Consider the following 27000-nt stretch of genomic DNA (forward strand, 5'->3'; position numbering starts at 1 on the left):
ATGTTATCCAGGATCTTGGCGTTGTTCGGCTCCTGCTCGAACTTCACCAGCTGATTGTCCACGGTGTCCAGGCTCTCACTGGTTTCCGTCAAAAACTCCCGCAACAGATCATCCATGAAAACAGGCCTTCATACAGGGAGGGCGCGCACACAAGACGTGATGCGCCAATTCGGAATGGGGCCAGCTTCACCGCAAAGCGTTTAATATTGGTTGAGTATGTGGAAAAGAACGGAATCAACAAAGAGATAAGGCGCTCCGGACAAGCCGAAGCGCCTTGTAAAGATTTGATTAACGTTTGAGAGCGGCTTCGTGTCTACGACGCGATGATGGTGATGGCCTCGCCTTCGTGCGCGAGCCTCACGGTCAGCCCGCAAGCCTCTGCCAACAGCCGCGTATAATAAGGCTGGATCGCGTGCGCATCCGCGGCCGGGCCGCGCTCGCCGCTCAGGAGTTCGGAGATGTTCTGCGGCAGGCGCGCATTGTGTCCGGTCGCGGTGATGCGGAAGCTCATCGTCTCGCCCTCGCCGATCGGATCGATCGTCAGCGTGCCGCCGCGCGGGATCGTGTGCTGCGAAACGACCAGCATGTTGAGCAGCAGCTTGACGCGATTCTTCGGCAGCAAGATCCTCGGCAGATTCCAGGTGATCGAGCACTTGCCGTCCTCGATGTGGCCGCGCGCCATGGTCTGGGCATCGCCGAGATCGATCTGCGCGCCGGACGAGCCGGCCGCACCAAAGGCGAGGCGGCAGAACTGGAGGCGGGCGGAGGCGGTTTTCGCGCTCTTGCGTATCAAGTCGAGTGCGAACTCGCGGTCGTCGGGCTTGGGATCGTCGTCGAGCACTTCGAGCCCATTGACGATGGCGCCGACAGGGCTGATGAGATCGTGGCAGACCCGCGAGCACAGCAGCGCAGCGAGTTCGAGCGCATCTGGAGCGGTGACGGTAGCGGGTGACGAAGCGTCAGACATAAAGGGTTCCTGGAATTGCACGGCGCGGACGCGGCGAATCAAGCATGCTTGACGAATGCCGCAGGTTCTAACATTCGCAAGCCCGTGGCAGCTAGCTTGCGATCGGTTCGAAGCGGCCCTAATGCCGCGGCGAATCACTCGCGTAGGGATGGAATTACCGATGAATGAGGCATGCAGGTGAAGCGGATCATCGACAGCACGGCCGCCTCCCACCTGATGGAGCCGCTCACCGCGCTGGTGGTGAAGGCGGGTGAAGCCATCCTCGCGGTCAACCGCACCGCGATGCGGGTCGACGGCAAACAGGACGGCTCGCCGGTCACCGAGGCCGACCTTGCCGCCGACCGCATCATCGCGGACGGGCTGGCGCAGCTTGCGGGCGACATCCCGACGCTCTCGGAAGAGCGGACCCAGCTCGCCTCGCCGCCGTTCCGCGAGAGCTTCTTCCTGATCGACCCACTCGACGGCACCAAGGAGTTCGTCGCCGGGCGCGACGAGTTCACCGTCAACCTTGCCCTCGTGACATCGGGCGTGCCGGTGCTGGGCATCGTCAGCGCCCCTGCACTCGGGCTGCTCTGGCGCGGCATCGTCGGCCGCGGCGCCGAACGGGTCGGGTTTGACGGCGCGACCATCGGCGCTGCCGAGGCGATCCATACCCGCAAGCTGCCGCCCCTGGGCGAGCCCTGGATCGCCGCGGTGAGCCGCTCGCATGGGGATCCCAGAACCGAGGCGTTCATCGATCACCGGCCCAATGCCATCAGAAAGACGGTCGGCTCGGCCGTGAAATTCGGACGGATCGCGGAAGGCAGTGCCGACATCTATCCCCGCTTTGGGCCCACTTGTGAATGGGACGTCGGGGCCGGCTACGCTGTCGTGACCGCGGCCGGCGGCAGCGTGACCGACGGCAAGGGCGGCGCGCTCCGCTTCGGCGAGCGGCACGATGCCGGCTTCATCATCCCGGAGTTCATCGCCTGGGGTGACCCGCAGGCGGCAAGACTCTGACGTCGTGAAGGGGCCTACTGGCTGAGCTTGTCCTCGAGGGCCGGCCAGCGCTTGCCCACCTCGTAGAGGAAGCGCTCGGGATTGGCGGCGAAGGCGTCGCGATTGGCTTCCCGGCTGAACAGATAGAGCCGCTGCGCCGCGATCGCGAAGAAACGGGGGTTACCGGCGATGGTGACGCCCCGGGCGATATCGACCGGATCGTAGCCGCCGAACTGCGGCCCGTAGACCTCGGGATGGGCCAGGAAAGAGGCCCGGTTGCCCTCGTTCCGAAAGCGCCAAACTGCGCCCCACAGGTTCGCCTCGAACTCGGCCGTCCCCTGCACGGCCGCGCCATCGACGAAATAGGCCACGGGGTCGAAGCCCTCGATCGCCACGCCGCTGAAGCGGTTGACGACGATCCGCTCGGTGGTGGCCGCCTGCGCCGGCAACCCCGCGCAGAGGATCCAAATGCCCGACAGCATGCAGACCAGAAGGCCGATCAAGGCAATTCCGGGGCGCAAAGGGCTGGCTTCCTGCCGTTCTGCCGTCATAGTTGCTGCGGATAACATCCGAGTCGAGGGGACATCCGGCGCAACCTAGAGCCGTGCCTGTTGGCGTCAGGTTAAGGAAGCGACCGGATTCGATACCAGGGGTTCTTTTATGACTTTCGCATCACGCCTTGCCGCAGTCGCGCTTGCCGCGATGGTCGGGTGGATCATTCCGGCTTCCGCCCAGCAGCCGCCGCCGCCCGATTTGCCGCCGCCGCAGCGGACCCAGACGCCCAGCACCTATGGGCCGGACGAACTTGTGAACGCCGGCCACCGCTTCTTCGGCAACGTCTCGCGCGGCCTCGCCTCGATCATCGAGAAGGCGGTCAGCCAATGGGGCCTGCCCAACGGCTATATCCTCGGTGAGGAAGGATCCGGCGCTTTCGTCGCCGGCCTGCGCTACGGCGAAGGCACGCTCTACACCAAGAACGCCGGCGACCTCAGGGTCTACTGGCAGGGTCCCTCGCTCGGCTTCGACTGGGGTGGCGACGGCGCGCGCACCATGACGCTGGTCTATAATTTGCCCGCCACCAACGCGATCTATCAGCGCTTCGCCGGCCTCGACGGCTCGGCCTATATCATCGGCGGCTTCGGCATGACGGCGCTCACCGCCAACAACATCGTGCTGGTGCCGATCCGCTCGGGCCTCGGCCTGCGGCTGGGAGCCAATATCGGCTATTTGAAATTCACCCCGCGCGCGACCTGGAACCCGTTCTAACGTTCTGCTTTCCCCTCCGGCGACGGATCAAGGTTAACGACATGTCGGGGCTGGCTTTTTGCCGGCCCCGCATGCAATGTCCTTGGTAAATTTTTCCTTAGCTTTGGGAGTTCTGGCCCATGGTCGAACCGATCATGTACCTGGCGATCGGTTTCCTGCTCTCGATGCTGTGCGGGCTTGCGATCGTGCCGCTGGTGCATAACCGCGCCGTGCGCCTGACCACGCGCCGGCTCGAGGCCGCCACGCCGTTGTCGATGGCCGAGATCCAGGCCGACAAGGACCAGCTCCGCGCCGAATTCGCCATGTCGGCGCGACGGCTGGAGATGAGCGTCGACCAGCTCAAGAACAAGACCACGAGCCAGCTCGCCGAGCTCGGCAAGAAGAGCGACGCCATCAACCGCATGAAGATCGAGCTCGGCGAGAAGAACGCCACGATCTTCGCGCTGGAGGCGCGCGAGAAGGCGGTGAAGGAGCAGCTCCGCGCCACCGAAGAGGAATTCAACACCAAGACCGCAGCCCTGCGTGCCGCCGAGCTCGCGCTGACCGACAAGCAGGGCGAGCTCGCAAAGATCAATTCCGAACTGTCCGACCGCTCGATGATGGCGGAGAGCCGTCAGGTCGAGCTGGTTGTGGTCCGTGCGCAGATCGAGGAGCTGAAGAACCGCGTCGGCGACGCCGAAAAGGAATTTGCCGCGACGCAGGCGCGGCTGGCGCAGGAGCGCACCGAATCCGAGACCGCCTCGCGCGAGCTCGGCGACGCCCGCGGCCGGGTCGAGAATCTGAGCCAGCGCGTCACCGATCTCGATCGTCAGCTCATCGTGCAGGTGAAGGAGGCCGAGATGCTGTCGGGCCGCGTCGGCGATCTCGAGGGACGCCTTGCCACGCAGGGCAAGCTGCTCGCCGAGCGCGACTATGAGAACAACCAGCTCCGCCAGGCCAACGAGGGCAACGAGCGCACCATCAAGGAGCTGCGCGTCGAGATCGCGGCCTTGAGCGGCGGTAAATCGTCGGCCGCGATGGAATCGATCCGCGCCGAAAAGACCGCGCTCGAGGAGCAGCTCCGCACCGCCCGCGACGAGCGCGCCAAGCTCCAGCGCGACATCAACGCGATCCAGCAACAGGCCGAGAGCTCCTGGGCGACCGAGCGGATGGAGAACGCGCTGCTGCGCGAACGCATCAACGACATCGCCGCCGAGGTCGCCAAGCTCGCGATGCAGCTCGAAGGACCGAACTCGCCGATCGAGGCCCTGCTTGCGGCGGAGGCCGGCCAGCCGCCGAGGCCGGCGCCGCGCCCGGCCAATGACGCCCCGACCAACGGCACGGCCGCCGGCACCCTGCCCGAAGGCGGCGGAACACTGGCCGAACGTATCCGCGCGCTCCAGGCCCACGCCTCCCGCGCCCGCCAGCAGGGCGCGTAAGCCGCCCCAATACAGTCTGACCGCTGAATTGCGGGTCCGGGGAGAAGGTTTTCCGGTCCGGCAGCGCCTCGAAACTTGACACCTTCGGCCCGCACTTCTAAATCGCGGGCTCCAAAGCGTCGGCGGCCGAAACTCGGGTCGCCTGCATGATGGTTTCGGGTGCATAGCTCAGCGGGAGAGCGTTCCCTTCACACGGGAGAGGTCCAAGGTTCGATCCCTTGTGCGCCCACCATTAGTCCAGAATTTACAGTAGCTTAGCGACTTGCTTCCCCCACATTGTGCCCCGAAAAGCCTGGGGCACAACCCGGGCACGCTGCAAAAAAGATCATTCCTCTACTTCGCCCGCCGCTCCGATCCCGACAGCAAATCAAGAAAGCTGGTTGATCTTTCACCATGAGATCCGTGTCGTCGCGCGACCTTTGGGCCCGAGTTTCGTTGGGCGCTCGGTAAGGCGAGTACGTTGGGATCGAGGCAACCTTCGCCGAGGTACCACGCGAGGAAGGTATCGTGCTTCCGCGGTTCCTTTGATGCTGCGCGCTTGCCGGTCTTGGCTGTGTTTTCCACTGGCGCCATGAGTTGCCGCCGCGTCAGCTCGGCAATGGCGAGCTCGAAACGGTGATCGAGACCACGTCGCCAGAGCAGATAGTGCTGGTTTCCAGTGACGACCTGCCGTCCGGTGAGGGACACCACATAGGGCCGCCTTCAATCATCAGGTTGCCAGCTCATGCACTGCTTCTCCGCCAGCTGTTGCCGTTGAGACTCGCGCCCGACTTAGCTCGGATCGCTAGCGCTAGTGAAGTGACGACTACGACGAGACCCCTGTGGCAACATTGTAAAGCGGTAAGGACTAATGGAGCCGGGGAGTTCGCTTTCGCATCCCGCTACCTCGGGGTCGGCTTATGGTCATCGCCCTTCCAGATCGTGATGCTACTCGGGCGTATTGACCGGTTGCGGTGCCGTAGCGCTCGTATGGCTCACAACGAAGGACCCGGCTCGCACCCTCCTGGATCACGACCGAGTACCAAACCTGCATCGAGCATTGGCGGATCGGGTCTAACCAGCTTCGTGGTGCTCACGCCCGCATTCGGATCAACTGCCATTTCGTAGTCCCGTTCAAGCAGCTCTCGCAGGCGCTCGATGCGAGCGAACCGGAATGGATGGACTGGTTTGATCATCGGGCTAGGCTCCTCGGGTCGAATGCGAACAATCGGATGATGAAACGACGAGCGCGCGACGGGTGACGCTCATGAGTCGAGTTGTCGGTTCTCCGCCGAATGCCAGTCCGCGCCATGGAGGCGGATCATCTCCCGACGGGACCGCTCGATGAAGATGCGCTCAACGCAAAAGCCGGCTGCAACTGAAGCCGCCAGCGCAAGGCCACAGGCCATATAGTCATTGATGAAATTCCAAAACATGTTGCAGCCGGCAACTCCTACAAAAGTAAGTGCCATGATCAAATTACGAAATGCCTTAACCATCCTGCCCCCAGTCAGTCGGCGAGGAGCTTACCATTGCAACCACGGCGATTGGCAGCGTTTGACCCTTGGGATGAGCCGTCTTTCTGCTCGATCAGCCTGGGTCCGGCCGCGCTGTCGACCGCCGACCGCGAACGGGGCAGTGATAGCGACGCCGGCATACTTCATCACGGCAGGCCCCTTTCCCGAATGCCCCCGGCGAGGAGCTCCGCATCCCTTTGCACGAGGGATGGACGCGCTACCCCGATGCGACGTTCACCTTGATCACGCGGCCGACCACTGAGCAATCGGTGGGCGAAGATTACCGTCTAGGCGCGTTCGACATCGGCAATCCTGAACAGTAGGACGGTCCACCGTCGTCGCCTGGGGCACAGCCCCGACCGGCGTTGAGTGCGCGAGCCCGTCTATCCAGACCGCTTTGCCACTTCTGCGACGAGCAAGTCCCGTTCGTGCAAATGAGCCTTTTGGGTCTCAATCAGGGTGTCGAGAATGGAAAACGCGAGAGCAAGATCACGTCCCTCGCGCTTGAGCTGGGCGATGACCCTCTCTTGCTCACTGATGTGTTGCTCGCCTTCGTGAAGACGGCGTTCGGCTACGATCAAGCGCTCGCGCAGGCGCGAAAGCGGCCGCTCCTGCCTCCGCTCGGTTCAAAGCGGGCGAGACGCCGTGGACCACACCAAACCTCGACAGGGTCGTTCGCCACCGCGGGAGAGCCCAGCTGTAGAGCCTCTTCGGCGTTATTGCAGTCGATCTCTTGCGCGTTCAGTGTCCTACCGCAGTCGTAGAGCGTGAAGATATAGCAGCGAATCGCAGTTTCGCAGCTGTTGTTCAGTCAGGAATTCCAACGCAGGCGTAGACGTTCCTTCTTGGACATTCACCGGCTCAGAACCTTCCGATGCGGCTTCTCGCTTCCCGAATTAACTTCCAGCGCGGATATCAAGCTTAATTTGACGCTTTGATTGCGGCGACGCGTCGGAGGGTTAGCTTTGCGCACCGGACATTGCCCTGTCCGGGAACACCCCAGGCGAAGCCGTCGCGCCATCATATTCGGCGCGGCGGTTTCGTTTGCCCCAGCACGCCCGCGAGTGCGATTTTGAAGAGGCCGTCAAAACAAGAAGCGCTCGATCTCGCCGAGATGCGTCGGCAGATCATCGCTGTGCGAAGCCGGCACTCAGAAAATTTGCGCGTTACGTATCTGCTGAACAGATTGCTGATCAAGATTGCATATCTCACTGAACCAGAGAGCCCTACTCACGCGGAGCAACTGCGCGAAGCGTTCACCCGAACCATGACGGATGTGGAGACCATCACGAGAGACGACCGCACCGCGCCGCCCGGTAAGGCTAACTAGTAGATTACATTGCAGGAGGCCATTTCTGGGTCGAGCCTACCTGTAGTCGCGGAGGTGCCGATGTATCGCGTAAACGCTGCCTTCGCGGCAAGGGGCCGCCGCTGTCACAAGCGGCGGCCCCGCCCGCGGGCGGTCTAGTAAGCACGCCGCACTACTCGGGGCAGGGATGGCACTCTCGGAGAAAACCGGTGGGCAAGCGCGAGCACTGCGGCTTCCTCGGTTTCGAGCGCGATCTTCTGCGCGAGCATCACATCGCCAGCCGCCAAGGCCCGTTCGGGAACGAAACACCACCCGATCTTAGGCTGTCTTTCTTCATCAAGTTCCAAAACATTGCTCATGGTGCCCTGATGAATTCGATATCGTCGGCCGGTGTGAGAGCCCGTGACATCGAAATAACCCTCGGCATCAAACTGCGCACGCTGATCCGGAGATAGCCAATCGCGCAAAAGACGCCGCGCACGCGCTTCCGGCCCTTTTTGCTCGAAGAAGCTCCAATACAGCGAACGCAGGGCGCGCAAACGTGCACTACTGCCGACGCCGTTGCGCCTGAACAAAAACATTTGCCGTGCCGCGAGGGTGGCTAGCCGCCGACGAGGCGCGGATAGAACAGCGTCTCGTCCGCAGTCGGATCAAATGTCCGTACGGCCTTGAGATCGCCGACTGGCGTCCGAGTAGCAGCGGTAAATCCTTGGTCTGTCAACTTCTCAAAGCGACGCTCAGCCTTGGCCAGCCCCTCGAGGGCGGTTTGGTCAAAAAAGTGTCTGCTGTCGCCTGTGTGGTCCATCACGATCTGAGTAGCCCTCGAAGAGAACTCCGTAAGTGCTAACCCTACGGCCGAAGAACCTCGCGGCGCCGGCTGGTGTTCCTAGTCCGGGGAAATTTGCTGTGTTTCCCATTAGGCGTCCCTGACCGGCATCGACGAAGCCTGATCCGCCGCGATCTGACCGCAGCGCAGCGCACTGACCTGATCGCGAAGTGGAAGCGGCATATGGAGCCGTGCATCCGGAGACGAAGCACGGCGCGACCGGGCGCCGCGGGAAAAGATGCCAACGTGGCGTCTTTTACTTCCGATACCGCGGCAAGACAGGAAACCAGAACGGACCATCCAGCACGACGCGAACCGCGCCAAGGCGCTAGGCCCCGATCCGGACCGTGTTTCAAGACGTCGCGTACCAACCGACAGGACAGCCGTCGTGGCCGCGATCCTGCTCTGTTTGATCTTCAGCCCTGGCTAATCCAGCGCCCCTTAAATGCGGCGAGACGCCGTGATTGCGCAGCCGTGTCCACGGGACTGCCGGGCGGATAGGAGTCGTGCCAAAAGAGGACCTACAAGCGGACCGCCGAATTGGAAAAGCCCGCGGAGAGTAATCGTACTCTGCCGGAGCCCTGAAAGGACATGCCGTAGGGTCATGCCACCCGCAGCGGCTACGCGGTTGCCACCGATCGCGAGCAACCACCGATCGTAGTCGACATCGACATCGGCATGCCGATCGCGGTGGTGCTGCCGTTGGCCTCGACAACGACATGTCGACTATGATGATCGACGCCTTGCTGCCGAACATCATCATTCTGCTGGCGGCCGTAGTCGGAACTATATCCCACCGAGCTGTCGACGGCATTGCTTGGCTCTGGCAATCAAGTGCTCGGCGAGGCGCCCGATGATGGCATTGTCCAATCCGTCTTTCCGCCCTTGCTCCCGTACGGCGGCTACAATGTCCGGAAGCTGCTCGGCCATGGAAATCAGTCCGGCGATCACCTTGTCAGGATCGAGGCGCGTTTCGCGTGCGAATTTCTGCCAATCGCGCAAACCAATCTGGCTGAGCTTGTAATCACCGCCGATTTTCATCGCGAGCTTGATCTTCTGCAGATCGATGTCATCGTAGGGAAGAATGCTGGCGATGTCGTAGAGGGGGGCGAGTCGTACGTGAGGGCCGCCGGCCAGCAGCAGCGAATAGTTTTTGGCATGAGCATCCGTACCCGCAATCAGCCAATTGAAGCCTAGCGCCTCGACAAACGTGTCAACGTCGACGACGCGATCCGTGGAGTAGGTGCGCAAAAGCTCGATCACGTCGGCAGGGCTTGGTCCGCCATCGTTTTGATACTTTCTGGTCGGCAGGATCCCGAGCGCCTGGCAGATATCCTCCTGGTGGACACGGACAATCTCGTTCCCACTGAACTGCCGGTCGTAGCGCTCGATGACGATGGCGATTTCTTTTCCGAAGCGCATCACCTGGGTGTCGGCGACGGGCAGACCGAGATTGCGGGCCAGTATGAGGCAGATATGTTCATTTTCCGCGTGTCCATCGAAATGGCCGGTCGGCGGTTTGAGGATATGCGTCGTCGGAATGCGCCCAGAGGGAATTCCCCATTTGCCCTTTTGCAAAAGCAAGGCGGTTTTGGGTTGGGCGCCCGCAAGGCTGAATTGTCCGGCATCGCGCGGCAACCGCCAGGCGGCGTGATCCTCGCGCAAGGTCTGCAGGCGTTTGGCGATCGCCGTTTCGTCAAGCCATTCGACCTTGTCTTCGGCGCCGCTTCGCAAGGCGTCCAGCCGATCGGGCGTGACGAACTGGAGGGCGCCGGCGCAGTCCTCGCCGACATGGGAAACAAGGGCAAACACGTTGCGCGCCGACACCTGAAATCGTCGGGCCCACCGTTCGAGCACGTGTTCGTTGTCGGGCAGGAGTCCCCAGAGGAAAGCCTGCACGGCGGAAGGTCCGTGCTCTTCGGCCGCGAGCGGCATGGACAGCGATAGCGGATAGGCTCCCTCGGCCTGGCGCCAGTCCTTGTCATAGACAAGGGTGAGCCGGCCGCGGGCGTCATTGCGCACGCGGCCGATTTCCCGGCCGTCCAGCAGAGCAACAAGTTCGCTCGTCATGCCTTTTTCTTCCTGGCGTTGGCCACGATGGCGTTGATATCGACGGCTGGCCTGGTGGCCCGGCGGGCCGGCGCTTGTTCGGTGCCCGCATCCAGGCGGATGTCCAGGGCGTCAAGGGCGCGAAGGATCAGACCGAGTTCAGCGCGCGCGTGACCGTGCTCAACTTCGATCACCCATTGGCGGCTGACGCCAATGCGTTTGGCAAAAGTCGATTGATCGAGTTTGAGCTTCTTGCGCCGGTCGCGAAGGATGGCGCCGAGTTCGGCCGGTGTGCGTATGAGCATGGGATATCCAAATGTCTACGTTCGCTTACTTTAGCATAAGTCGGCGTTCGTTGACAATTTGTGAATGTCAGCGATCGATGACAAAGTTGAATGTCATCGAATGCTGACTTAGTGCCCAACTGTCCCCAGTTGCGGCGATATGGCGTGTTCGGGAACGACTATACCGCTGCAGCGCTACGGGGAGCACTACGTCCTGAGACCGCCGCACGGCATGTTCTCGGGCGCCGTTCAGGCAATCGCATAAGGGTTCGATACCCGGGATGGACCGCCCCTACAATGAGAACGCAGATGAGGGGCATCGCTGCTGCCAGTTAGCGTCGATTCAGGAGTGAGTTGGGGGACGACCCTCCTCATTGAATCAATTCGAGCCGGATTTGGTTTCTCTGGCAATTAGCCCGAGCGGATATTCCGGCTGGTTACAAATTGGACTCCGATTTCCGAGCCGTCCAGTCGAATCAACTTGCATCGCCGGTAAGCTAATCCGACGGTTGAAAGCAGCAGGAAGAACTGGCGAGCTTTGAGCACGTCTGTCGATCCATCAATTCGAAGGCGTGCTCCGGTGTCGGAAACGTCGATGAGAATGCAATCGCGCCGCCACGTGCCGTCTAGACCTAAAAGGGTTGCCCGGTACTCGCGCTCGAAGTGAACGCGCTTTGATTTTCGCTTATCCCACATCCAATGGCTTTCAGTCCAGACCGGGCGAAGCGGAGTCAAATTGCTCCTCATCTGGCCTCGCATCCGCAATCAAATGAAAATGACAACTACCAAGAGGCAAGCTATCTGTCGGCTTGATACGATAGCAAAGATACTGAAAGCGGACGCGGCTCTCGCCACCACTTTCCGAAGATGGTTCGTGCGGGCTTGAGCGACGTCGTTGGAGAAGCTCCGGGACAACAGCGATTGAGGTCTACATAAATGGCAACACGATCGACCAATTCACTTTACGTGAAGAGGAGCGGAAGCAAAGTTGCGCAACTCCAGCTGCCGACCGCACAGAAGCTGCTGCTGACAAGATCAACAATGCCCATGAACGAACTCAATTTTGGCGAGGAGTAGACATCGCCGGCTCATCATGAAAGATTATTCAAATACGGCGCATAATTCCTGCTGGTCTCCCAATGGGCCGCTGGTTTCCAGCACGATCAGCGAGCAGTGCGCCGCATTCCCGCACCGTTCAACCCTGTGGCGCGTAAGGGGACGCGATCTCTAATCGGCAGTAGAGTAGAGCACCTGCGTTCAGATGCAGAGCAGGACTGTCGAACTCGGAGACGTCTTGGACGCGGCACAATCGCGACGCGAAGCCCATTTGGCTTCGTAAACAACTAGGCTGATGCCGCCCAATTTGAGCGCCGATGGCTACTACTCACTTTCGATCGCCCTCTGTGCGCAATGGACGCCTCTACAGTAGTCTGGGCACGGGCGAAAGATCATAGGTCTGAAATCGTTTTTGACTTCACAAGTGGCGAGTCCGGCTTTTGATTCTGGCGGTCCCCAAGTAAGGGCTTTTATCTCGAACAGGCTTTGAGGTAACTTTAAGAGGCCGCTGTCCCCCGCCAGCGGTGTCTTAGCCTCGTCGGGAGAGTTCGTCCGATGCCAACCCAAGTATGGGCTCTCGCCACGTCAATCGGTTGGACATTGGTCGTGGCGGCGATCCTGCTCTGCTTGATCTTCAGCCCTGGCTAGTCCGGCGCCTTAGCCGTCGTGATTGCGCAGCCGTGTCCACCGGAGTGCCGGGTGAATGGGGGTGAGCAAGAGGACCCAGAAGCGCCCGCGGAATTGGAAAAGCCCGCGGAGGAGAAATCATCTTGTGCCGGAGCCTCGAAAGAGCACCTCTAACGTGAGGTCATGCCAGCAGCAGCAGCGACTACGCGGCTGCCACCGATCGCGAGCAGCGAGCGAACGTAGTCGACATCGACATCGATATCGGCATGCCGATCGCGGGGATGTTGATGCTGGTGCTGCTGTTTGCGTCGAAAACGACAAGTCGATGATCGGCGGCAATCTCTTAACGATCCGCCGAACAGCATGGTTACGTAGGCGGCCAGCGCGGAACCTGCGAGCGGCGCCTGATTCCAGATCTCATGCCGTCACTGGCGCTTTCCACCGCATGAAGCGCCGCTCCAGTGCCTCCAGAATGGCATTGAACACCAGCCCGATGACGGTCATGCTGAGGATGCCGAAATACATTTGCGGGATCAGGAAGCTGTACTGGCTATTGATGATGAGATAGCCGAGGCCGGCCTTGGCGCCGACCATTTCGGAGGCCACCAGCACCAGCATGGCCGACGCGCTGGCCAGACGAATACCGACAAAGATAGTGGGAAGCGCCGCCGGAACGATCACCTTGCGAAACAGCTGCCGCGGGGTTGCACCCATGGTCCGCGCCGACTTGATCAGCAACGGATCGACCTGTTTCACCGCGGCAACGGTATTGAGCAGGAGTGGCCAGGCGCAGCTATAGATCACCATCGTGATCTTCGACAGCTCGCCGATTCCGAGCAACAGGATGAAGACCGGCAGCAGCGCAAGCGGCGCGGTGTTGCGGCAGATCTCGATGAACTGGTTCACGAGATTGCCGAGACGCGCATACCAACCGACGGCCATGCCAAGCGGGACGATGAAGGCGACCGAAATCAGAAATCCGCTCAGGGCACGCAGCAGGCTGGCGGAGACGTCAGCATAGAGCTCGCCGGGCTGCGCAAGCTGCCAGCCGGCCGCGATCACCTCCGAGAAGGGTGGCAGGAACACGGGATCGATCAGCCCGAGCCGCGGCGCCACCTCCCATGCCGCCAACAGGGCAATCAGCAGCAATGAGCGGTGCCCGAAGGCAGCCAGCCCGCGGGCCGCGGCGCGGATTCGGCCGACCGCCGGCGATGCCGGGCCTTCCACGCTGGTGAGCGGCTCTCGGCGCCCGTGTGCAAGCTCCAGCAGCGTCAACATCTCGAGACTAGACATGGGCGCCCCCTTCCACTTTGCGATCGGCTCGTGCGAAAGCGCCGGCGGTCAATTGCCCTTGCTGCGCTTTCAGCACTTCCTCGCGTAACAGACTCCAGACCTCGTGGCGCACGCGGCCGAATTCAGGCAGCGAGCGCACGTCGTCGGCCTCGCTGCGCAGCACGTCCGGAATGTCGATGATCCGCTTGATCCGGCCCGGACGCGACGTCATCACCGCCACGCGCTGCCCGAGCACGATGGCCTCGTCGATGCCGTGGGTGATGAAGACGATTGTCTTGCCGGTGGCGCGCCAGATCCGCAGCAGCTCGCCCTGCAGCGTCTCGCGCGTCTGAGCGTCAAGCGCGGCGAACGGCTCGTCCATCAGCAGCACTTCCGGATCGTAAGCGAGGCTTCGCGCGATCGCGACGCGCTGCTTCATGCCGCCGGAGAGCTCATGCGGGTAGCGGTCGGCAAAGCCGGACAGCCCGACCAGGTCGAGGAAATGCCGCGCGATGTCGAGCCGCTGCTTGGCCTTGAACCCGGCGATATCGAGACCGAACTCAACGTTCTGCGCGGCGGTGCGCCAGGGAAACAGCGCATACTGCTGGAACACGATGCCGCGGTCGCGACCGGGTCCGGCAATCGGCCGGCCATCGAGCAGAATCCGGCCGTTGGTCGGCAGCGCGAGCCCGCCCAGCAGATCGAGCAATGTGGATTTCCCGCAGCCGCTTGGGCCAACCAGGCCAAGAATTCGCCGGAGCGAACATCGAGCGTGATGTCCTCCAGAGCGATGAAGTGGCGGCCTGGTGCGCCTCCCTCCCCGCGCAGGACGAACTCCTTGCGGACATGCTCGAAACGGATCTTGACGGAGGTCATCGGGCCTCCGCCGTTTTTCCGGGACGAAAATAGTTGAACGCATTGGTGTAGGTGTTGGAAGCCTTGACCTGACCCGGCTTGAACAGGCCGTCCTTCACCAGCCAGTCGATTCATACCTGGATTTCGCTGTCCGAGATCAAGCCGCCCTTGGATACAACACCGCGCTCTTCCAGTATTTGATCGAGGAGGCATCCTCGTTGCGCTTGCGCTCGACGATGATCTTGTCGAACCGGGCCCGCACCTCTTCCGGCGGTGTGGTCTGGGCCCATTCGATGGCCCGCGAAATCCCCTCCACCAACTTAAGCGAGGCATTGGGATTATCCTTGATGAATTTGTCCCGCAGTACATAGGCACCGCCGGTGAACTGGCCGAACAGATCGGTGTCGACAAAGAGCGAGCGGATGCCACCCCGTTCCAGCGCCTTGTCGCGCAGGACACCGCCCAGCGCGCTGACCTCGACCTGACCCTGGCGCAACGCTTGCTCGCCGCTGACCGGAGGGATCGCCACCAGCGTGACCTGCCTGGCTTCACCAGCGCTGAGGCCGGACCTAGCCAGGTACTCGCGCAGCACGAACTCCAAATGTGCGCCCAGCGTGTTGACCGCGACCTTCCTGCCGATCAGGTCGTGCGCGGTCTTGATCGGGCTGTCGTCCTTCACGAAGTAGCCGTAATAGGTGTTGGCGTCGGAGCCGTAGTAGCCGACCACCGCCTTGACCGGCGCCTTCGCCGCGATCAACTTGAGGATCGCCCCATAGAACGCGCCGCCGATGTCGATATCACCGGTGACGACGGCCTGGATGTCCTGCGGCCCGCTGATGGTGTTACCGACCCATTTGAGCTTGAGCGGCGCGAGATAGCCGAGGTCCTCGGCCAGCTCGATAAACGTCACCTGCCCAGCCGATCCCTGGTATCGGATCTCGGTCTTCTCGAGCGCGGCTCGGCGAATGCCGGGGCCGTGAGGCCGAGCGCCACGGCGCCCGCCAACAAAACCCGCAACGTGTTGCGGGTGGCCCGTCCCAATCCGGCGCGCCTTGCGGGAAGCAATCGAAGTATAGCGTTCATCATTGTGACTCTCGTGAGCTAATCCGGATCAAGCGGCTTTGGCGGTCTGGGGCTTGGATGTTTTGACGCGCGTCACACTGCGGCGACCGTCGACGCTGAGCGGTACATCGCCATCGATGGTGGCCCGGCGCACAACGCGGTGCTGGTCGCCATAGTCGTTGACCGCGTAATGTTGCGTGGCGCGATTGTCCCAGATCGCAACGTCGCCGGCCTCCCAGCTCCAACGAACGGTGTTTTCCGGCGCCGTGATATGCGACTGGAACAGGTCGAACAGCTTCTGGCCGTCGAATTTCGGCAGACCAACGAAGCGCTGCACGAAATTGCCGAGCACGAGCGTGCGCTCGCCTGTCTCGGGATGGACGCGCACCACCGGATGCTCGGTCTCAAAGATCGTTCCGGTGAACACCTCGTCGAAGTGCTTCTTGTCCGCCTCGGTTGCCCGCGTCTTCACGGCATAATCATAGGCGTTGCTGTGAACGGCCCACAGTTCGTCGGCGAGCTTGCGTAGGGGCGCCGGCAGGTCGAGATAGGCGGCTGCCGTGTTCGACCAGACGGTGTCGTCGCCGTAGGGTGGAATCACCACGCCGCGCAGCACCGAGATTTTCGGATAGGCGTCGACGAAGGTGACATCCGTATGCCATTGGTCGGCGCGGCCACCGCCTCGGCCCGAGTCCAGCTCCAGGATCGACGACGTGCCCTTGATCGCGCCGACCGTCGGATGGGGCACCAGCTTGCCGAGTCTGATGGCAAAGCGCTCCTGTTCGGCATCGTCGAGATGTCCCTGGTCCCGGAAGAAGATGAGCTTGTGTTCGAGCAGCACTTGGTTGATGGCACGGATCGTCTCGTCCGAAAGCTCGCCCGACAGTTTGATGTTCCTGATCTCGCCGCCAAGTCTGGCCGCACGCTTGACGATGTCGGCGCGCGGAATGACGTTATCAATTGTTGTCGTGTTGCTCATGGTCGTGCTCTCGTCACTGCGATCCCAATGGACAAAGCTCCGCCATGCGTCGGTCGCGGAAACGACGGCAGAAATAGATGAAATCATTTCTGGCTAGGGGCCCTACTCGGCCGCAACGTGCTCCGGCAGACGGCCCGAGCCGGGACATCGGTCACTGCGATCGAATTGGAGCATGATGAAACGACCTCGCGTTGAGGTCCTGAATGGTACGAGCGATCGATCGTCAGTCAATGAAACAAAACCAGCTTTGTTTTCGGCGACAGGCAACGAACGCTTCGCCAGTGATGCTGACACTGAAAGATTCACAATGATGGCTGCCCGCCCCTCTGCAAGAGGAGCGCAATTTGACGCGACGCAACGCACTTCTCGTCCAGAGACCCGATAAAATCGTTACAGCCGCCGCCATTTCTCGTCGTGACGACTGCCCTCGTCTTTGATTGGCGCTCCGCTCGCAAGCTTCATGCTTGCATCCAATTCAACAACGCAAATGCATTTCATCGACACCAGCGTGACTGCAGACGTAGAGTCTCGCTTGCTACAGCTCCCAATGCACGCGGATCTCACAAATGAGCAAACGACGGCAGCTTTCCCTCAACTTCTTCATCTATCCAGATGGCCATCACGAGGCGGCCTGGCGCCACAGGAGTTCGGCAGCCAATCGCATCCTGGACGTCACCTACTATCAGGAGCTGGCGCAGCGCGCTGAAGCACATAAGTTCGACGCGGTTTTCTTCGCCGATGGTCCGGCGCTGGCGGACAATGTCCGCTATGCGCAGCGGTTTCGGCTCGAGCCGATCACCCTGCTCACCGCGATCGCATCCGCCACCAGCCGGATCGGCCTGATCGCGACCGCATCGACCACCTACACGGAGCCTTACAATTTGGCGCGGCTGTTCGCCTCGCTGGATCACATCAGTAGCGGCCGGGCCGGCTGGAACATCGTGACAACGAGCACGCCGCAGGCCGCGCAGAACTTTGGCTTGCCCGAGCATCCTCCGCATCACGAACGCTACGAGCGGGCGCGGGAGTATCTCGACGTCATCACGCGCCTTTGGGACAGTTGGGAGGACGACGCGCTCGTCAACGACCCCAGATCGGGTGTTTTCGCCGACACCGGCAAGATCCACGCGATCAATCACATCGGAAAGCATTTCCGCGTGCGTGGCCCCCTCAACATCTCAAGGACGCCGCAGGGACGACCGGTCTATGTCCAGGCCGGTTCTTCCGACGACGGACGTACCTTTGCGGCGCGTTTTGCGGAAGCGATTTTCACCGCGCATCAGACACTGGCGAGCGCCCAGGAATTCTATACCGACATCAAGCGTCAGGCGCGCGCTTTCGACCGCAGTCCCGATCAGATCAAGATTCTGCCCGGCATCAGTCCTTTCATCGCCAGCACGCAGATCGAGGCCGATCGGCTGCAGGACGAGTTCAACGAGCTGATCCAGCCCGAGTATTCCCTGACCCAGCTGCGCCAGATGATCGGTCTCGACCTCTCCGGGTTTGACCTCGATGGCCCCTTTCCTCGTCATCTGATCGATACCGAGGGCGCCCGCGGGGCGGCCAGCCGATTCAAGCTGGTGATCGACATTGTTGATCGCGAGAAGCCGACGATTCGCCAGCTCGTGCAGCGCCTGGCCGGCGCCCGCGGCCATTGGGTGATTGCCGGACCGCCGGAAAAGATCGCCGACAACATCCAGACCTGGTTCGAGAACGGGGCAGCCGATGGTTTCAACGTCATGCCGCCCTGGCTGCCCGGCGGGTTCGACATCTTCGCCGAGCAGGTCGTGCCCATTCTGCGCAAGCGCGGCCTATTCCGTCACGATTACACCGGCACAACGCTGCGCGATCATTACGGCCTGAGCCGGCCGGCCAGCGTCTTCTCCAACGCCATTGAGGAGATCGCATAATTCGCCTGACAACACTGATTTGAAGATGGCGCGACAGACGCCTAACGGGTTGCTTTCATTGGGTCGCTGGACGGCTAAGGCGTAAGCGAGGGGGCATTTATTTATGCCCCTCATAGCAACCTAGGTTCGGAGCGAGGTTCACTCCGGTGAACCAGGTCCTCACGGATTCGGCGAATAGATCTGTCCTTCCGCGGCCGTGCCTTGCAGACATCTTATGGCGAGCGCCGGGTTTAGCCGGCGGGTGATCAAATCTCTACGGCATCCTTAAAGTCGAAGGAATCGTCGCCCGGCCTACGCTCGTCATCGAAAGCGCAGCGAGAGCATCTCGACCGAGACGTCGGAAGCATTCCCTCTGAACGATCCAGCGCCGACTCCCGCTTGGCCGTGAAAGATCGCGGTTCGCCTGGTTTCGAGAAGTCAATTTACGTCTGACCTGCCGCGACGCTCAAATTCTGCGTTTACAAGCGAGTTTTTGACGGATTTCACCACCGCGAGTGTGTGAAGTTGCGACGTATGCTTTGGAGCTTCAGCGAGGAAGTCGCATCGGGAGCGGGCTCGGGATTGCAGCTCATCCAGCTGACCTGCAGCGCTTGGCCTGTCGAGTCGGTCAGCCAAACATCAATCCTCTCTGTTGAACTCCGCTGCGCGGAACGGTCTAACGATGGAACTCATAAGATCCGATGGTGCCAAATTTGCCTAGTCTAACAACACGGCTTGGAAAGGGCTCTGCCGCGGGCCAGGATGTACTTAGGCGATTCACCTGGGAAATCAGATCTATCAATGTCTGTCTGGACGCACTTCGCTATTTCCAGGCGAATGCGCTCGGTATTACTGGACCGCAAATGATGATCCTGATGGCGCTGACCGAATTGGAACGGAATGACGGAGTACCGGTCAACGTGGTTGCAAAGTTAATGGAGGTGGGTTCGGCCTTCATCACGAAGCATTCGAAGGAGCTCGAGAATAAACGGTTTGTGCGGCGCGAGCCCTGCACGAAGGACGCCCGAGTCGTACACCTGTCGCTAACAGAAAACGCTCGCAAACGTCTTGGGAGCATCGCGGCACAGCAGGAAGAGATTGATCAGTTTGCTTTTGATTATCTCGGCATTAAGGAATTCGCCAAATTGGCTAGCTGCCTCAGCGGTGTGAGGCATAGGCTGGAAAAAGCTCGCCTACACGCTGAACTAAAATCCTGAGATGAACTAACAAATTCAAGGGCATTTCGCGACGACAAAGATCTGCACGCATCTTTTGCGACCCGTTCACGTGATGGGTGCTCTTGGCAATCCTGGTCGCTTTGGCGATGGCACGCAACTCCAGTGTGTTGCGGCCTTCGGTTTGCGGGCCAGTGTCTTCGTGATCAACTCGGCCACTGCCTCATCCTCAACTGTGCAGGGCCCCTGAAGGCTTCCAAGCATCTGGCGATGCGTCGACGCACAAGAAGAAGCACTCGACCAATTTGTTTTTGGTGATTTCGGCACTAGCGAATTGACCTAGTCCGCTGCTAGGCTGATGCGCTCGGGCATCGCCTAAAGAAAGCTCGCTTGAAAGTCGCTATCGAGTCTTGAGGACCAAAAAACAAGCACGCGGCTTGAAGCGGCGCGCTATCCTGATCAATGTCTGATTGAATTCCAACGCTCACTATTGTTAAAGCAGCGCAGCCGAAGATGCTTGTGGTCGGTCTGCACGATAGAAGGCGCGCTGGTTATGACGGGTTTAAGAAGCAGCCGATCCGCTACCAGCCATGAAGCCAATAGGGCGCTTGTTCTATTGCTGCTGAGCGCGCCCTATCGTTTGCGAGTTTCGGCTCGAGCGATCCAGGCTGATCAAAGGGCTGCCCTCGGGTATAAGCGACTCTTGCACAAAATGATTCCGGAATGCGCCACTTATATCGTCGTGAATGAAGTATTCCATACATAGCGCAATCGACGAGGCAAGAAAGCCAGACCATGTTTCTCCTCAACCAACACATCGACCACCGCGCTCCCCTCGATACCTCGGACGCCGATACGGTGAGTGTCGAAGCCGCTCGCGAGGTGGAGCGGTTTCTCAAGCATCGCGATGGCCACAAGGAAACCCCTCTTGTTTCTTTGCCAGGCCTTGCCCGCGAGATTGGAGTCGGTTCGATCCATCTAAAGGACGAAGGCCAACGTCTCGGCCTTGGTCAAAGCATTGGGAGGTTCCTATGCCGTGATCCGTCTGGTGCTTGAGGAAGCAACTCGGCAGCTCGGTCGCGATGTTGACGTGTCCGACGTGCACGCACCTGAGGTGAATTCCGTGGCAAAAGGTATGACGGTCTCTTGTGCCACGGATGGCAACCATGGCAGATCCGTTGCCCAAGGCGCCCAGCTCGTTGGTGCAAAATGCGCCATCTTCGTTCATTCAGGCGTGAGCAACGAGCGCATCGCTGCCATCGCCCGCTTTGGCGCGCAGATGATCCGCGTCGACGGCAACTATGACGATTCTGTCGTCCAAGCAGCCCGAGTTGCGGCTCAAGAAGGCTGGATTACAGTGTCTGACACGTCCTGGCCTGGCTATGAGCGGATCCCGCGCTTTGTAATGCAGGGATATACCGCCCTTGTGAGCGAAGCACTACGCCAGTTGCCGGAGCCGCCGACACACGTCTTCATCCAGGCAGGCGTCGGTGGGATCGCCGCAGCCGTTGCTGGACATCTATCAATTCTGTTCGACGACGACCGCCCGTTCTTCACAGTTGTTGATCCCTCGCGGGCAGCATGCCTCTTCGAAAGCGCGCGGGCCGGGCATTCTGTCAAGGTAGATCGTGGGCAACCGATCGTGATGGCGATGCTCGAATGCTACGAGCCTTCGCTCGTGGCTTGGCGCATCCTTTCGCGCACGGCGGATGCTTTTATGACTGTCGACGACGAGGACGCAATCAGCGTGATGAAACGACTGGCAAATCCGAGGATGGCGATCCCGTTGTCGTTGCAGGCGAAAATGGTGGTGTTGGCCTCGCAGCATTACTGAAGGCTGCTTCTGACCTGACCTTGCGTGGCAAGGTCGGTCTTGGACCCAATGCACGGGTCTTTCTGATCAACACCGAGGGCGCGACAGATCCTCTCCTGTACGAACAGCTCATCGGTGCGACGCCAGCGCAAGTGACCTCGAAGAATATTAAACCGGTCAACTGATGGGGCGAGCTCGTGAGCCTTTCGTAAGCCCGTCCCATCCGTACGCTTTGGGACACTGGCCAGCGTTCCGCCCTTACAGAAGGCTCATCGCCGCGCAGGGGTTCATGTCCCTTCGAGCTGGGCACGCGGATTGGCTCACTCACAATGAGGGGTTTGAGATGCGCCGGTTCTCTCTGACTTGTCGGTCGGACTCAAACCCGGCACTACAAACTTCATCGCGGGTCAATCGGGCGCCGGCAAATCGACGCTCACGCAAATCTCGCAGAAGTCGAATCCGAGCGAAAGCGGCTCAGTGCGCGTTGCTGCCGAGGATCTAACCGCGAGCTGCCCGCAGCATCACGTTTCGCACGTTGACCAGGTAAGCCGTGTAACGGCAACTTGAGGCGTGGGCCGATCTCTGCAAAACCGGCCTTCAGGTATAATGCTGAGTTGGGGCTACGGCTCCACATTGGTTGCCTCGGCGCCCCCACTTCGAGCTGGCCCCAGCCTTTTACCGTCCCTAGGCCCACCGCAGCCTCAATGAGACGCATCGCGACCCCAGACGACCGCTGATCCGGCACCACGTAGAGTTCGGTGATAATACCGTAGGTTCCGCCCGCAAAAAGGGCGGCGCTTTCCGACAACATAATGAGGCCGACCGGGCGTGACTCCGTGAAGGCCAAAAACCCATGGACGCGCTCTTTCATGGCCAAGAGGTCGACAAAGAGCTGGGTATCTGGTCCGCCCTGCTTTTGTCCGCCCTCAAGTTCGGCAAGTAGGGCGGCAACCATGTGAGTCACCGTTGTAGCGTCGCCGTTAGAGACTTCACGCGTGGTCACCATGTCACATCCTCCGTCAAGTTTTACCAATGTACGACCTGGTCCAGCGGCGGCATCGGGGCAGGAGCCTGCCGCAGCACCCGATCCAAAACAGATATGCCGCAGGGTTGAAGGTCAGATGACGTTTAGTTCACACCGCGGTGATAGCGTCTTTGTGTCGCTCCTAGCTAAGCTAAAATATCTGGGAAACTCGAAAGATAACTTTGCCGAACATCGTGATGATCGCACGGAGCAGTCTCTTCTTCTTTGGACTTGCGTGTCGCCCAAAATCGGGCGGATCGTGTTCATGCGCGGACGTTACAGGAGCGAGGCTAACCGCTTGCGAACAGGCTCACGGATTATGGTCTACTCTCCCCCCTCGTAGAAAGCTCGAACGGCAGGCCGACCCGCGATTTGCCGGATCCAGTCTCGATCAATCACATTTGACGGTCCCATGACGTGGTTGCGCGCGTGGCGGAAAACACGCTCATCCGTCCGCGGGAATAATTGAAATACTCGCCTTGTCGAAGCTGTTGTTGGGGATCATGAGCGTCCCTACCGCCGTCATTGCTGGCATCTATGCTCTCAGAGAATCGTGGAACACGCGAGTCCATGGCACACTGTTTTCGGTAGCGTTTAGATAATCAGTTTTTCTAATTTCTCATCGGACGCGCCATTTGTTGCCGCGCCGATGAAGAACATCACGGACGCCCGACGAACGCGTGCAACTTGGTCGTTGAGCTCGCGATTGAGGCCGGCTTCTCTCGTGTTCTTCGAATAGACAACATCCCGTCCTGATGAGCCGGGTTCACCGCGTGCCATCGCATTGCCGTTAAATGCTTTGAGAGCATCGTCGGGCCGTATCGCGCGAGACGTTTCTATCGTTCACTTGGATCACTTTACGATCTGTTTGTTGAAAGACTGTTCTATGCTTGCCGACACGCGCTACTCCGTGAGCACGTCGCGGAAGATCGCTCAGGCATAAGCGGTAGGCTTCTGCCATCGCAAAATCAGGAAGTGCTGCACGAGGACGATTCGTAGCGGCTATGCGCGCCTACCACTCCTGTCGGCGCGTAAACGGCACGGATGAGGCAGACGTCTGAAGTGACTTACGTCACTTTCCTACATTCCTATGACGGGAGCTTGCCGGCTCAGGCGCGATTCCGCCTTCATCATTGCACCGGCTAGCATGAAGGACGGCTTAGTTGGTTCGGGATTATATCCAATCTGCGCCATCGTGACATTCCGCCATCAAGGCGTATCGGCATTCCTCTGCAGCGGCGCCGTCGGAACGATGTTGAACGACGTGATAGCCATTGTCGTGCAGGTACCGTAGGAAGGCGGGCTTCATCGCGGCGGTATGTGCCTTGGCGTCGTGAAGCAGAATGATCCCCCTGCGAGCTTCAAGAGTTGCGCAGCAAGCTCCTCCGCCGGTTCGTGGGTGTAGCCTGCGAAGATGATCTGGTTGAGCTTGCCTGCCTGTTCCTGGTTGGCGCTGACGATATGTGGAATGCAGTGACCGTAGGTCACCACCCACCAGGATGATATAGCATCGATAATTCGGCGACCGTCAGCGGTGCGGAGATAAGCGCCATCTCCCCGCACAACTTTTGTCATCTCCTCTTGGAGCGCATGTTGTGTGAACGGGTGCCAGATCGGCGACTTCGGCTTCGTCGTCATTGCTTGAATTGATCAGCATGGAAAGCGGTTTTGAACGGGGCCTGCAGCGTGTCTGCCGCGAGGGGAGACAGCCAGGGCAATCGCCCTAGCCAACGCGCCCGCCCAATCTCGCGAATCGCGATCTGGGTCTCAGGATTGGGTTCCCCAATGAAGGCTATCCCAAGAATGGGGATCTGGCGTTTTCGCAGAGCCTCTATCGACAGCAACGAATGATTAATGGTGCCAAGTGCCGTGCTCGCGCAAAGCACGATTGGAAGTCGCCATCGCTCGAACACATCAATGTAGAGTGTATCGCCCCTGAGCGGCACCATCAGGCCGCAGCGCCCTCGATCATCAACGGTCGCTCCCCGGTGTCTGGCACATTGAGCGAATCTGGCTCAATGCGAACTCCGTCAATTTCAGCGGACTGACGTGGCGAAACGGGAGTGCGAAGTCGGTAAAGCTCCGGCATGATGCGATCGGGCGAGAGACCGCCGAGCCGCGCGACAAGTTCGACATCAGTCTCTCCTTCGAGACCGGCCTGAATCGGTCTCCAATAGTTGGCGCCAAGGAGATCGGCGAGCCCCGCGGAAAACACCGTTTTTCCGATTCCGGTGTCTGTGCCTGTCACCACGATCCGCTGACTCATCGAGCTTCACCTCTCGTCTCTTCAATAAACGCGCCGAGCCCTGAACGCACCTTGTCCGCTCCGACCTTGGTCGGCTGGAAGTTTTCATCTTTGCGTCCTATGTTGCCCGGACTCTGAGCCGAATTTCCGCAATGCTGGGCAGCTCGTTGCCGAATTCCGCAGCTAATCAGGAGATTGCAAAGCTTTCATCTCACAAGCCTCGAGGCTTCTGGGTCTGCCTGAGCAAAGCACGAGAGGCGTCTAAGTTCTGGAGCCCCTTCACTGCCTATTGCCACGCCGGCCTGAATCGGTTCGCAGCAGGATTGCACCGAGGAGATGGGTGAGCCCGGCCGCAAAAACGTCTATCTCATCCGGTACTCCGCATCGGTCACCACGACCTGTTGCTCGAGCTCCATCTCTTCTCTCCTCGAACATAGCATCGAGCATTGCACGCACTTCAGCCTCCGCAAGCGTCAGTGAAATTCGCAGACGAGCCGTGCCCGCCGGCACAGTCGGCGGCCGGATTGCGCGAATATCGAAACCGCGCGCCTGCAGTCTCGATGCGAGCCGCATCGCACGCGCGTTGTCGCCCAGGATAGGGCACGCTCTGCGACTCCGAGGAACTTCGCCCACTGGGCGCGCCAATCTCTCGATGCGTGAACGCGATCAGCTTGGCCAGCCGCTGCTGTCGCTTTGGTTCCTCCCGCAGGATGAAGAGTGCCTCCCGCACGGCGACGGCCATCAATGGTGAGGGCGCGGTGGCGAAGATGATGGATGGCAACGATTGACCATGAAGTCGCGCAGCACGCCCGAGGCCACGACAAGCGCCCCGGCCGCTCCCAGTTCTTTGCCGCAGGTATGGACAACCAAGAGGTTCTCGCGCCTTTCATAAGGCGCTGTGAGCCCTCGACCCTGCTCCGCGTAAACGCGCGTGGCATGGGCCTCATCCACTACGACAAACGCATCATATCGATCCGCGATCGCGATCAGCTCTTTGAGCGGGGCAAAATCGCCATCCATGCTGTAGACACTTTCAACCACGATCCAGACGCGGCCCATTCCACCCGTGGCCCGCCAGTCACAAATTGTGCTTTCGACCGATTGAGTATCATTGTGGGCGGTTAGAGGAAACTCGGCCCGGCCAGCACGCGCCCCTTTCATGGACACTTGCGTGCACAAGAGAATCGAGAACAAGCAGATCACCCCGCTGAGGCAGCGTTGTCAGGCTGCAAGATTTGCGAGATAGCCCGCGGGAAAAAGCGCGCCTCCGCCCCAAAGAACCGAGCTGCTTCCGCCTCGGCTGTTCTTCGCAATTGCCACGCAGGAGCCGCAACCCGCCGGCCCGACCGGGGTGCCCGCCTCGAGCGTGGCCGTGACAGCCTTTTTCATGCGCGGCGCGCTCGCCAGCGCCAGATAATCATTCTCGATGTGAAATCTGCCCCACTGCGCGGCTTGAGGCAGCGAAGACGGTCGTCTTCGTTCAGGGCATGCAACTGCGCGACATAGTCGGCAACTTTGACCGCAAGGCTTAACGTCACTCTTCAACTCCCAGGATCGCGCAAGAAAGTCTGTTGGCCGCCTAGAGCAAGCTCAAATATCGGCCTCTTGGCTTCGACCTGGCAGAATGCGAGTTTCTCGATCGACGAACACAACGTGTGGCTTGAAAGGTCTTGCCTCCGTCTCGTCAAGCGACTCGTATGCCACGACGATAACCTTGCCTCTGGGCATCGCGAGTCGCGCAGCCGCACCGTTCAAATCTATGGAGCCCGATCCGCGGGGGGCTTCCACCACATAGGTCGCGAAGCGCCCCGGCTTCCAATCTTGTAGATCTCGACGCGTTCGTGGATCAGGAGTCCTGCCGCATCCAGCAGCGCACGATCATTCGAAACCGAGCCATCGCTGTCCAGATCGGCTCCAGTCACCCAGACGCGATGGATTTTGCCTTTCATCGAGATAATCTGCATTGTCACTTTCACTCAAGTTACGGCACAGCTGCGCGCTGCCTCTTTCATTTAGTAGGCCCGGACGAGATGCCGAGCCGGTCCAGCAAGTTGGCATCACGGTCGCGCTGCGGGTTCTTAGTCGTCAACAGCACATCGCCGATGAAGATTGAGTTTGCGCCGGCTAGAAAGCATAGGGCCTGCACACAAGGAAGGAACGTCGATCGAATCCACAGTGCAAACGCGAGATAGTCGTTCTGCAAGAGGTCGACGATCATAGTGTTCTCTGCCGGGTCCTTTTCGGATGCGACCAGCCTATCAGCGCGGCGCTGGTCTTCCTTGGAATCAGCGGATCGCGCGATCGTACCTTTGATGGGTCGCGTTCTACCTGTCGTCCGTCAAGCTTCAGTAACGGTTCCGGCGAGCTCGACGCAATGGTGAGCTTGCCGTAGCGCAGCAGGGCTGTAAAC

At 60.3% G+C, this 27000-nt stretch carries 20 protein-coding genes, 1 tRNA gene and 9 pseudogenes; 9 read left to right on the forward strand and 21 right to left on the reverse strand.

Going from position 1 to position 27000, the window contains the following annotated elements; translation table 11 throughout:
- Positions 1–313: 313 nt before the first annotated feature.
- Entirely contained in the window at positions 314–967 is a 654-nt protein-coding gene (gene chpT / locus AC0L3A_RS12655) for a histidine phosphotransferase ChpT (RefSeq protein WP_007600529.1), read from the reverse strand.
- A 171-nt stretch (positions 968–1138) separates the two neighbouring features.
- Here chpT and cysQ point away from each other — a divergent pair, with 171 nt between their 5' ends.
- Entirely contained in the window at positions 1139–1966 is an 828-nt protein-coding gene (cysQ, locus tag AC0L3A_RS12660) for a 3'(2'),5'-bisphosphate nucleotidase CysQ (protein WP_473254462.1), read from the forward strand.
- 14 nt (positions 1967–1980) lie between these two features.
- On the opposite strand, the gene AC0L3A_RS12665 is transcribed toward cysQ, so the two are convergent.
- Entirely contained in the window at positions 1981–2466 is a 486-nt protein-coding gene (locus AC0L3A_RS12665) for a YHS domain-containing (seleno)protein (protein WP_219685571.1), read from the reverse strand.
- 139 nt (positions 2467–2605) lie between these two features.
- Between AC0L3A_RS12665 and AC0L3A_RS12670 the strand changes: the two genes are divergently transcribed.
- The 3 genes from AC0L3A_RS12670 to AC0L3A_RS12680 all read left to right on the forward strand — a co-directional run bounded on the left by AC0L3A_RS12670 (position 2606) and on the right by AC0L3A_RS12680 (position 4861).
- On the forward strand, positions 2606–3211 hold the full coding sequence (locus tag AC0L3A_RS12670) for a DUF1134 domain-containing protein (protein ID WP_027565201.1): 606 nt from the start codon (positions 2606–2608) through the stop codon (positions 3209–3211).
- A 119-nt stretch (positions 3212–3330) separates the two neighbouring features.
- The gene (locus AC0L3A_RS12675) at positions 3331–4629 is read left to right on the forward strand and encodes a coiled-coil domain-containing protein (RefSeq protein WP_007600524.1); all 1299 of its coding nucleotides are present in this window, start codon (positions 3331–3333) and stop codon (positions 4627–4629) included.
- A 157-nt stretch (positions 4630–4786) separates the two neighbouring features.
- Positions 4787–4861: transfer RNA gene (locus AC0L3A_RS12680), tRNA-Val, on the forward strand.
- Between the two features lie 101 nt (positions 4862–4962).
- Here the strand turns inward: AC0L3A_RS12680 and AC0L3A_RS12685 are convergent.
- Both AC0L3A_RS12685 and AC0L3A_RS12690 read right to left on the reverse strand, forming a co-directional pair.
- Positions 4963–5319, reverse strand: a complete 357-nt coding sequence (locus AC0L3A_RS12685) for a hypothetical protein (RefSeq protein ID WP_473254463.1) — start codon at positions 5317–5319, stop codon at positions 4963–4965.
- A gap of 554 nt (positions 5320–5873) precedes the next feature.
- The gene (locus tag AC0L3A_RS12690) at positions 5874–6107 is read right to left on the reverse strand and encodes a hypothetical protein (RefSeq protein WP_007600521.1); all 234 of its coding nucleotides are present in this window, start codon (positions 6105–6107) and stop codon (positions 5874–5876) included.
- A 1090-nt stretch (positions 6108–7197) separates the two neighbouring features.
- Between AC0L3A_RS12690 and AC0L3A_RS12695 the strand changes: the two genes are divergently transcribed.
- The gene (locus AC0L3A_RS12695) at positions 7198–7455 is read left to right on the forward strand and encodes a hypothetical protein (RefSeq protein WP_473254465.1); all 258 of its coding nucleotides are present in this window, start codon (positions 7198–7200) and stop codon (positions 7453–7455) included.
- 134 nt (positions 7456–7589) lie between these two features.
- On the opposite strand, the gene AC0L3A_RS12700 is transcribed toward AC0L3A_RS12695, so the two are convergent.
- From AC0L3A_RS12700 to AC0L3A_RS12740, 9 genes and pseudogenes are all read right to left on the reverse strand, one after another.
- Entirely contained in the window at positions 7590–8015 is a 426-nt protein-coding gene (locus AC0L3A_RS12700; protein ID WP_473254466.1) for a hypothetical protein, read from the reverse strand.
- 20 nt (positions 8016–8035) lie between these two features.
- Entirely contained in the window at positions 8036–8239 is a 204-nt protein-coding gene (locus AC0L3A_RS12705; RefSeq protein ID WP_473254517.1) for a hypothetical protein, read from the reverse strand.
- A gap of 807 nt (positions 8240–9046) precedes the next feature.
- Positions 9047–10330, reverse strand: coding sequence for a type II toxin-antitoxin system HipA family toxin (locus tag AC0L3A_RS12710; protein WP_473254467.1), 1284 nt, complete (start codon positions 10328–10330; stop codon positions 9047–9049).
- Positions 10327–10614, reverse strand: coding sequence for a helix-turn-helix domain-containing protein (locus tag AC0L3A_RS12715; protein ID WP_473254468.1), 288 nt, complete (start codon positions 10612–10614; stop codon positions 10327–10329). Before AC0L3A_RS12715 ends, AC0L3A_RS12710 begins: the two co-directional genes overlap by 4 nt.
- Positions 10615–11004: 390 nt before the next feature.
- Entirely contained in the window at positions 11005–11340 is a 336-nt protein-coding gene (locus AC0L3A_RS12720) for a PilZ domain-containing protein (protein ID WP_473254469.1), read from the reverse strand.
- Positions 11341–12693: 1353 nt separating this feature from the next.
- The gene (locus tag AC0L3A_RS12725; protein WP_473254470.1) at positions 12694–13569 is read right to left on the reverse strand and encodes an ABC transporter permease; all 876 of its coding nucleotides are present in this window, start codon (positions 13567–13569) and stop codon (positions 12694–12696) included.
- Positions 13562–14424, reverse strand: a pseudogene (locus AC0L3A_RS12730) (ABC transporter ATP-binding protein). The gene AC0L3A_RS12725 and the pseudogene AC0L3A_RS12730 overlap by 8 nt, the downstream one beginning before the upstream one ends.
- A gap of 136 nt (positions 14425–14560) precedes the next feature.
- Entirely contained in the window at positions 14561–15313 is a 753-nt protein-coding gene (locus tag AC0L3A_RS12735) for an ABC transporter substrate-binding protein (protein WP_473254471.1), read from the reverse strand.
- A 201-nt stretch (positions 15314–15514) separates the two neighbouring features.
- On the reverse strand, positions 15515–16444 hold the full coding sequence (locus AC0L3A_RS12740; RefSeq protein ID WP_473254472.1) for a TauD/TfdA dioxygenase family protein: 930 nt from the start codon (positions 16442–16444) through the stop codon (positions 15515–15517).
- A gap of 566 nt (positions 16445–17010) precedes the next feature.
- Here AC0L3A_RS12740 and AC0L3A_RS12745 point away from each other — a divergent pair.
- From AC0L3A_RS12745 to AC0L3A_RS12760, 4 genes and pseudogenes are all read left to right on the forward strand, one after another.
- A complete protein-coding gene (locus tag AC0L3A_RS12745; protein ID WP_473254473.1) occupies positions 17011–18354 on the forward strand; it encodes an LLM class flavin-dependent oxidoreductase in 1344 nt (447 codons plus the stop codon).
- Between the two features lie 680 nt (positions 18355–19034).
- Complete coding sequence (locus tag AC0L3A_RS12750) at positions 19035–19550, forward strand: MarR family winged helix-turn-helix transcriptional regulator (protein WP_473254474.1); 516 nt, start codon at positions 19035–19037, stop codon at positions 19548–19550.
- A gap of 753 nt (positions 19551–20303) precedes the next feature.
- Positions 20304–21506 (forward strand): annotated as a pseudogene (locus AC0L3A_RS12755) (diaminopropionate ammonia-lyase).
- 178 nt (positions 21507–21684) lie between these two features.
- Positions 21685–21810: pseudogene (locus AC0L3A_RS12760) on the forward strand (ATP-binding cassette domain-containing protein); the annotation flags it as partial.
- Here the strand turns inward: AC0L3A_RS12760 and AC0L3A_RS12765 are convergent.
- The 8 genes and pseudogenes from AC0L3A_RS12765 to AC0L3A_RS12800 all read right to left on the reverse strand — a co-directional run.
- Positions 21755–22327, reverse strand: a complete 573-nt coding sequence (locus tag AC0L3A_RS12765; protein WP_473254475.1) for a GNAT family N-acetyltransferase — start codon at positions 22325–22327, stop codon at positions 21755–21757. The pseudogene AC0L3A_RS12760 and the gene AC0L3A_RS12765 sit on opposite strands and share 56 nt — an antisense overlap.
- A gap of 612 nt (positions 22328–22939) precedes the next feature.
- Complete coding sequence (locus AC0L3A_RS12770) at positions 22940–23125, reverse strand: hypothetical protein (RefSeq protein ID WP_473254476.1); 186 nt, start codon at positions 23123–23125, stop codon at positions 22940–22942.
- A gap of 576 nt (positions 23126–23701) precedes the next feature.
- Positions 23702–23983, reverse strand: a pseudogene (locus AC0L3A_RS12775) (aminotransferase class III-fold pyridoxal phosphate-dependent enzyme); the annotation flags it as partial.
- A pseudogene (bioD, locus tag AC0L3A_RS12780) lies at positions 23980–24611 on the reverse strand (dethiobiotin synthase). The pseudogenes bioD and AC0L3A_RS12775, both read right to left, overlap by 4 nt.
- A 402-nt stretch (positions 24612–25013) precedes the next feature.
- Positions 25014–26128, reverse strand: a pseudogene (locus AC0L3A_RS12785) (8-amino-7-oxononanoate synthase); the annotation flags it as partial.
- Between the two features lie 52 nt (positions 26129–26180).
- Positions 26181–26554: pseudogene (locus AC0L3A_RS12790) on the reverse strand (aspartate 1-decarboxylase).
- 44 nt (positions 26555–26598) lie between these two features.
- A pseudogene (locus AC0L3A_RS12795) lies at positions 26599–26736 on the reverse strand (biotin synthase BioB); the annotation flags it as partial.
- A pseudogene (locus AC0L3A_RS12800) lies at positions 26735–26999 on the reverse strand (chorismate-binding protein); the annotation flags it as partial. The pseudogenes AC0L3A_RS12795 and AC0L3A_RS12800, both read right to left, overlap by 2 nt.
- Position 27000 lies beyond the last annotated feature (1 nt).

The sequence above is a fragment of the Bradyrhizobium sp. MI1.3 genome, from assembly GCF_055811695.1.

Coding starts and splice junctions, on each gene's coding strand:
- chpT (WP_007600529.1), bottom strand. CDS start 967: ATGTCTGACGCTTCGTCACCCGCTACCGTCACCGCTCCAGATGCGCTC.
- cysQ (WP_473254462.1), top strand. CDS start 1,139: ATGCAGGTGAAGCGGATCATCGACAGCACGGCCGCCTCCCACCTGATG.
- AC0L3A_RS12670 (WP_027565201.1), top strand. CDS start 2,606: ATGACTTTCGCATCACGCCTTGCCGCAGTCGCGCTTGCCGCGATGGTC.
- AC0L3A_RS12675 (WP_007600524.1), top strand. CDS start 3,331: ATGGTCGAACCGATCATGTACCTGGCGATCGGTTTCCTGCTCTCGATG.
- AC0L3A_RS12690 (WP_007600521.1), bottom strand. CDS start 6,107: ATGGTTAAGGCATTTCGTAATTTGATCATGGCACTTACTTTTGTAGGA.
- AC0L3A_RS12700 (WP_473254466.1), bottom strand. CDS start 8,015: ATGTTTTTGTTCAGGCGCAACGGCGTCGGCAGTAGTGCACGTTTGCGC.
- AC0L3A_RS12705 (WP_473254517.1), bottom strand. CDS start 8,239: ATGGACCACACAGGCGACAGCAGACACTTTTTTGACCAAACCGCCCTC.
- AC0L3A_RS12710 (WP_473254467.1), bottom strand. CDS start 10,330: ATGACGAGCGAACTTGTTGCTCTGCTGGACGGCCGGGAAATCGGCCGC.
- AC0L3A_RS12715 (WP_473254468.1), bottom strand. CDS start 10,614: ATGCTCATACGCACACCGGCCGAACTCGGCGCCATCCTTCGCGACCGG.
- AC0L3A_RS12720 (WP_473254469.1), bottom strand. CDS start 11,340: ATGAGGAGCAATTTGACTCCGCTTCGCCCGGTCTGGACTGAAAGCCAT.
- AC0L3A_RS12725 (WP_473254470.1), bottom strand. CDS start 13,569: ATGTCTAGTCTCGAGATGTTGACGCTGCTGGAGCTTGCACACGGGCGC.
- AC0L3A_RS12740 (WP_473254472.1), bottom strand. CDS start 16,444: ATGAGCAACACGACAACAATTGATAACGTCATTCCGCGCGCCGACATC.
- AC0L3A_RS12745 (WP_473254473.1), top strand. CDS start 17,011: ATGAGCAAACGACGGCAGCTTTCCCTCAACTTCTTCATCTATCCAGAT.
- AC0L3A_RS12750 (WP_473254474.1), top strand. CDS start 19,035: ATGGTGCCAAATTTGCCTAGTCTAACAACACGGCTTGGAAAGGGCTCT.
- AC0L3A_RS12765 (WP_473254475.1), bottom strand. CDS start 22,327: ATGGTGACCACGCGTGAAGTCTCTAACGGCGACGCTACAACGGTGACT.
- AC0L3A_RS12770 (WP_473254476.1), bottom strand. CDS start 23,125: ATGGCACGCGGTGAACCCGGCTCATCAGGACGGGATGTTGTCTATTCG.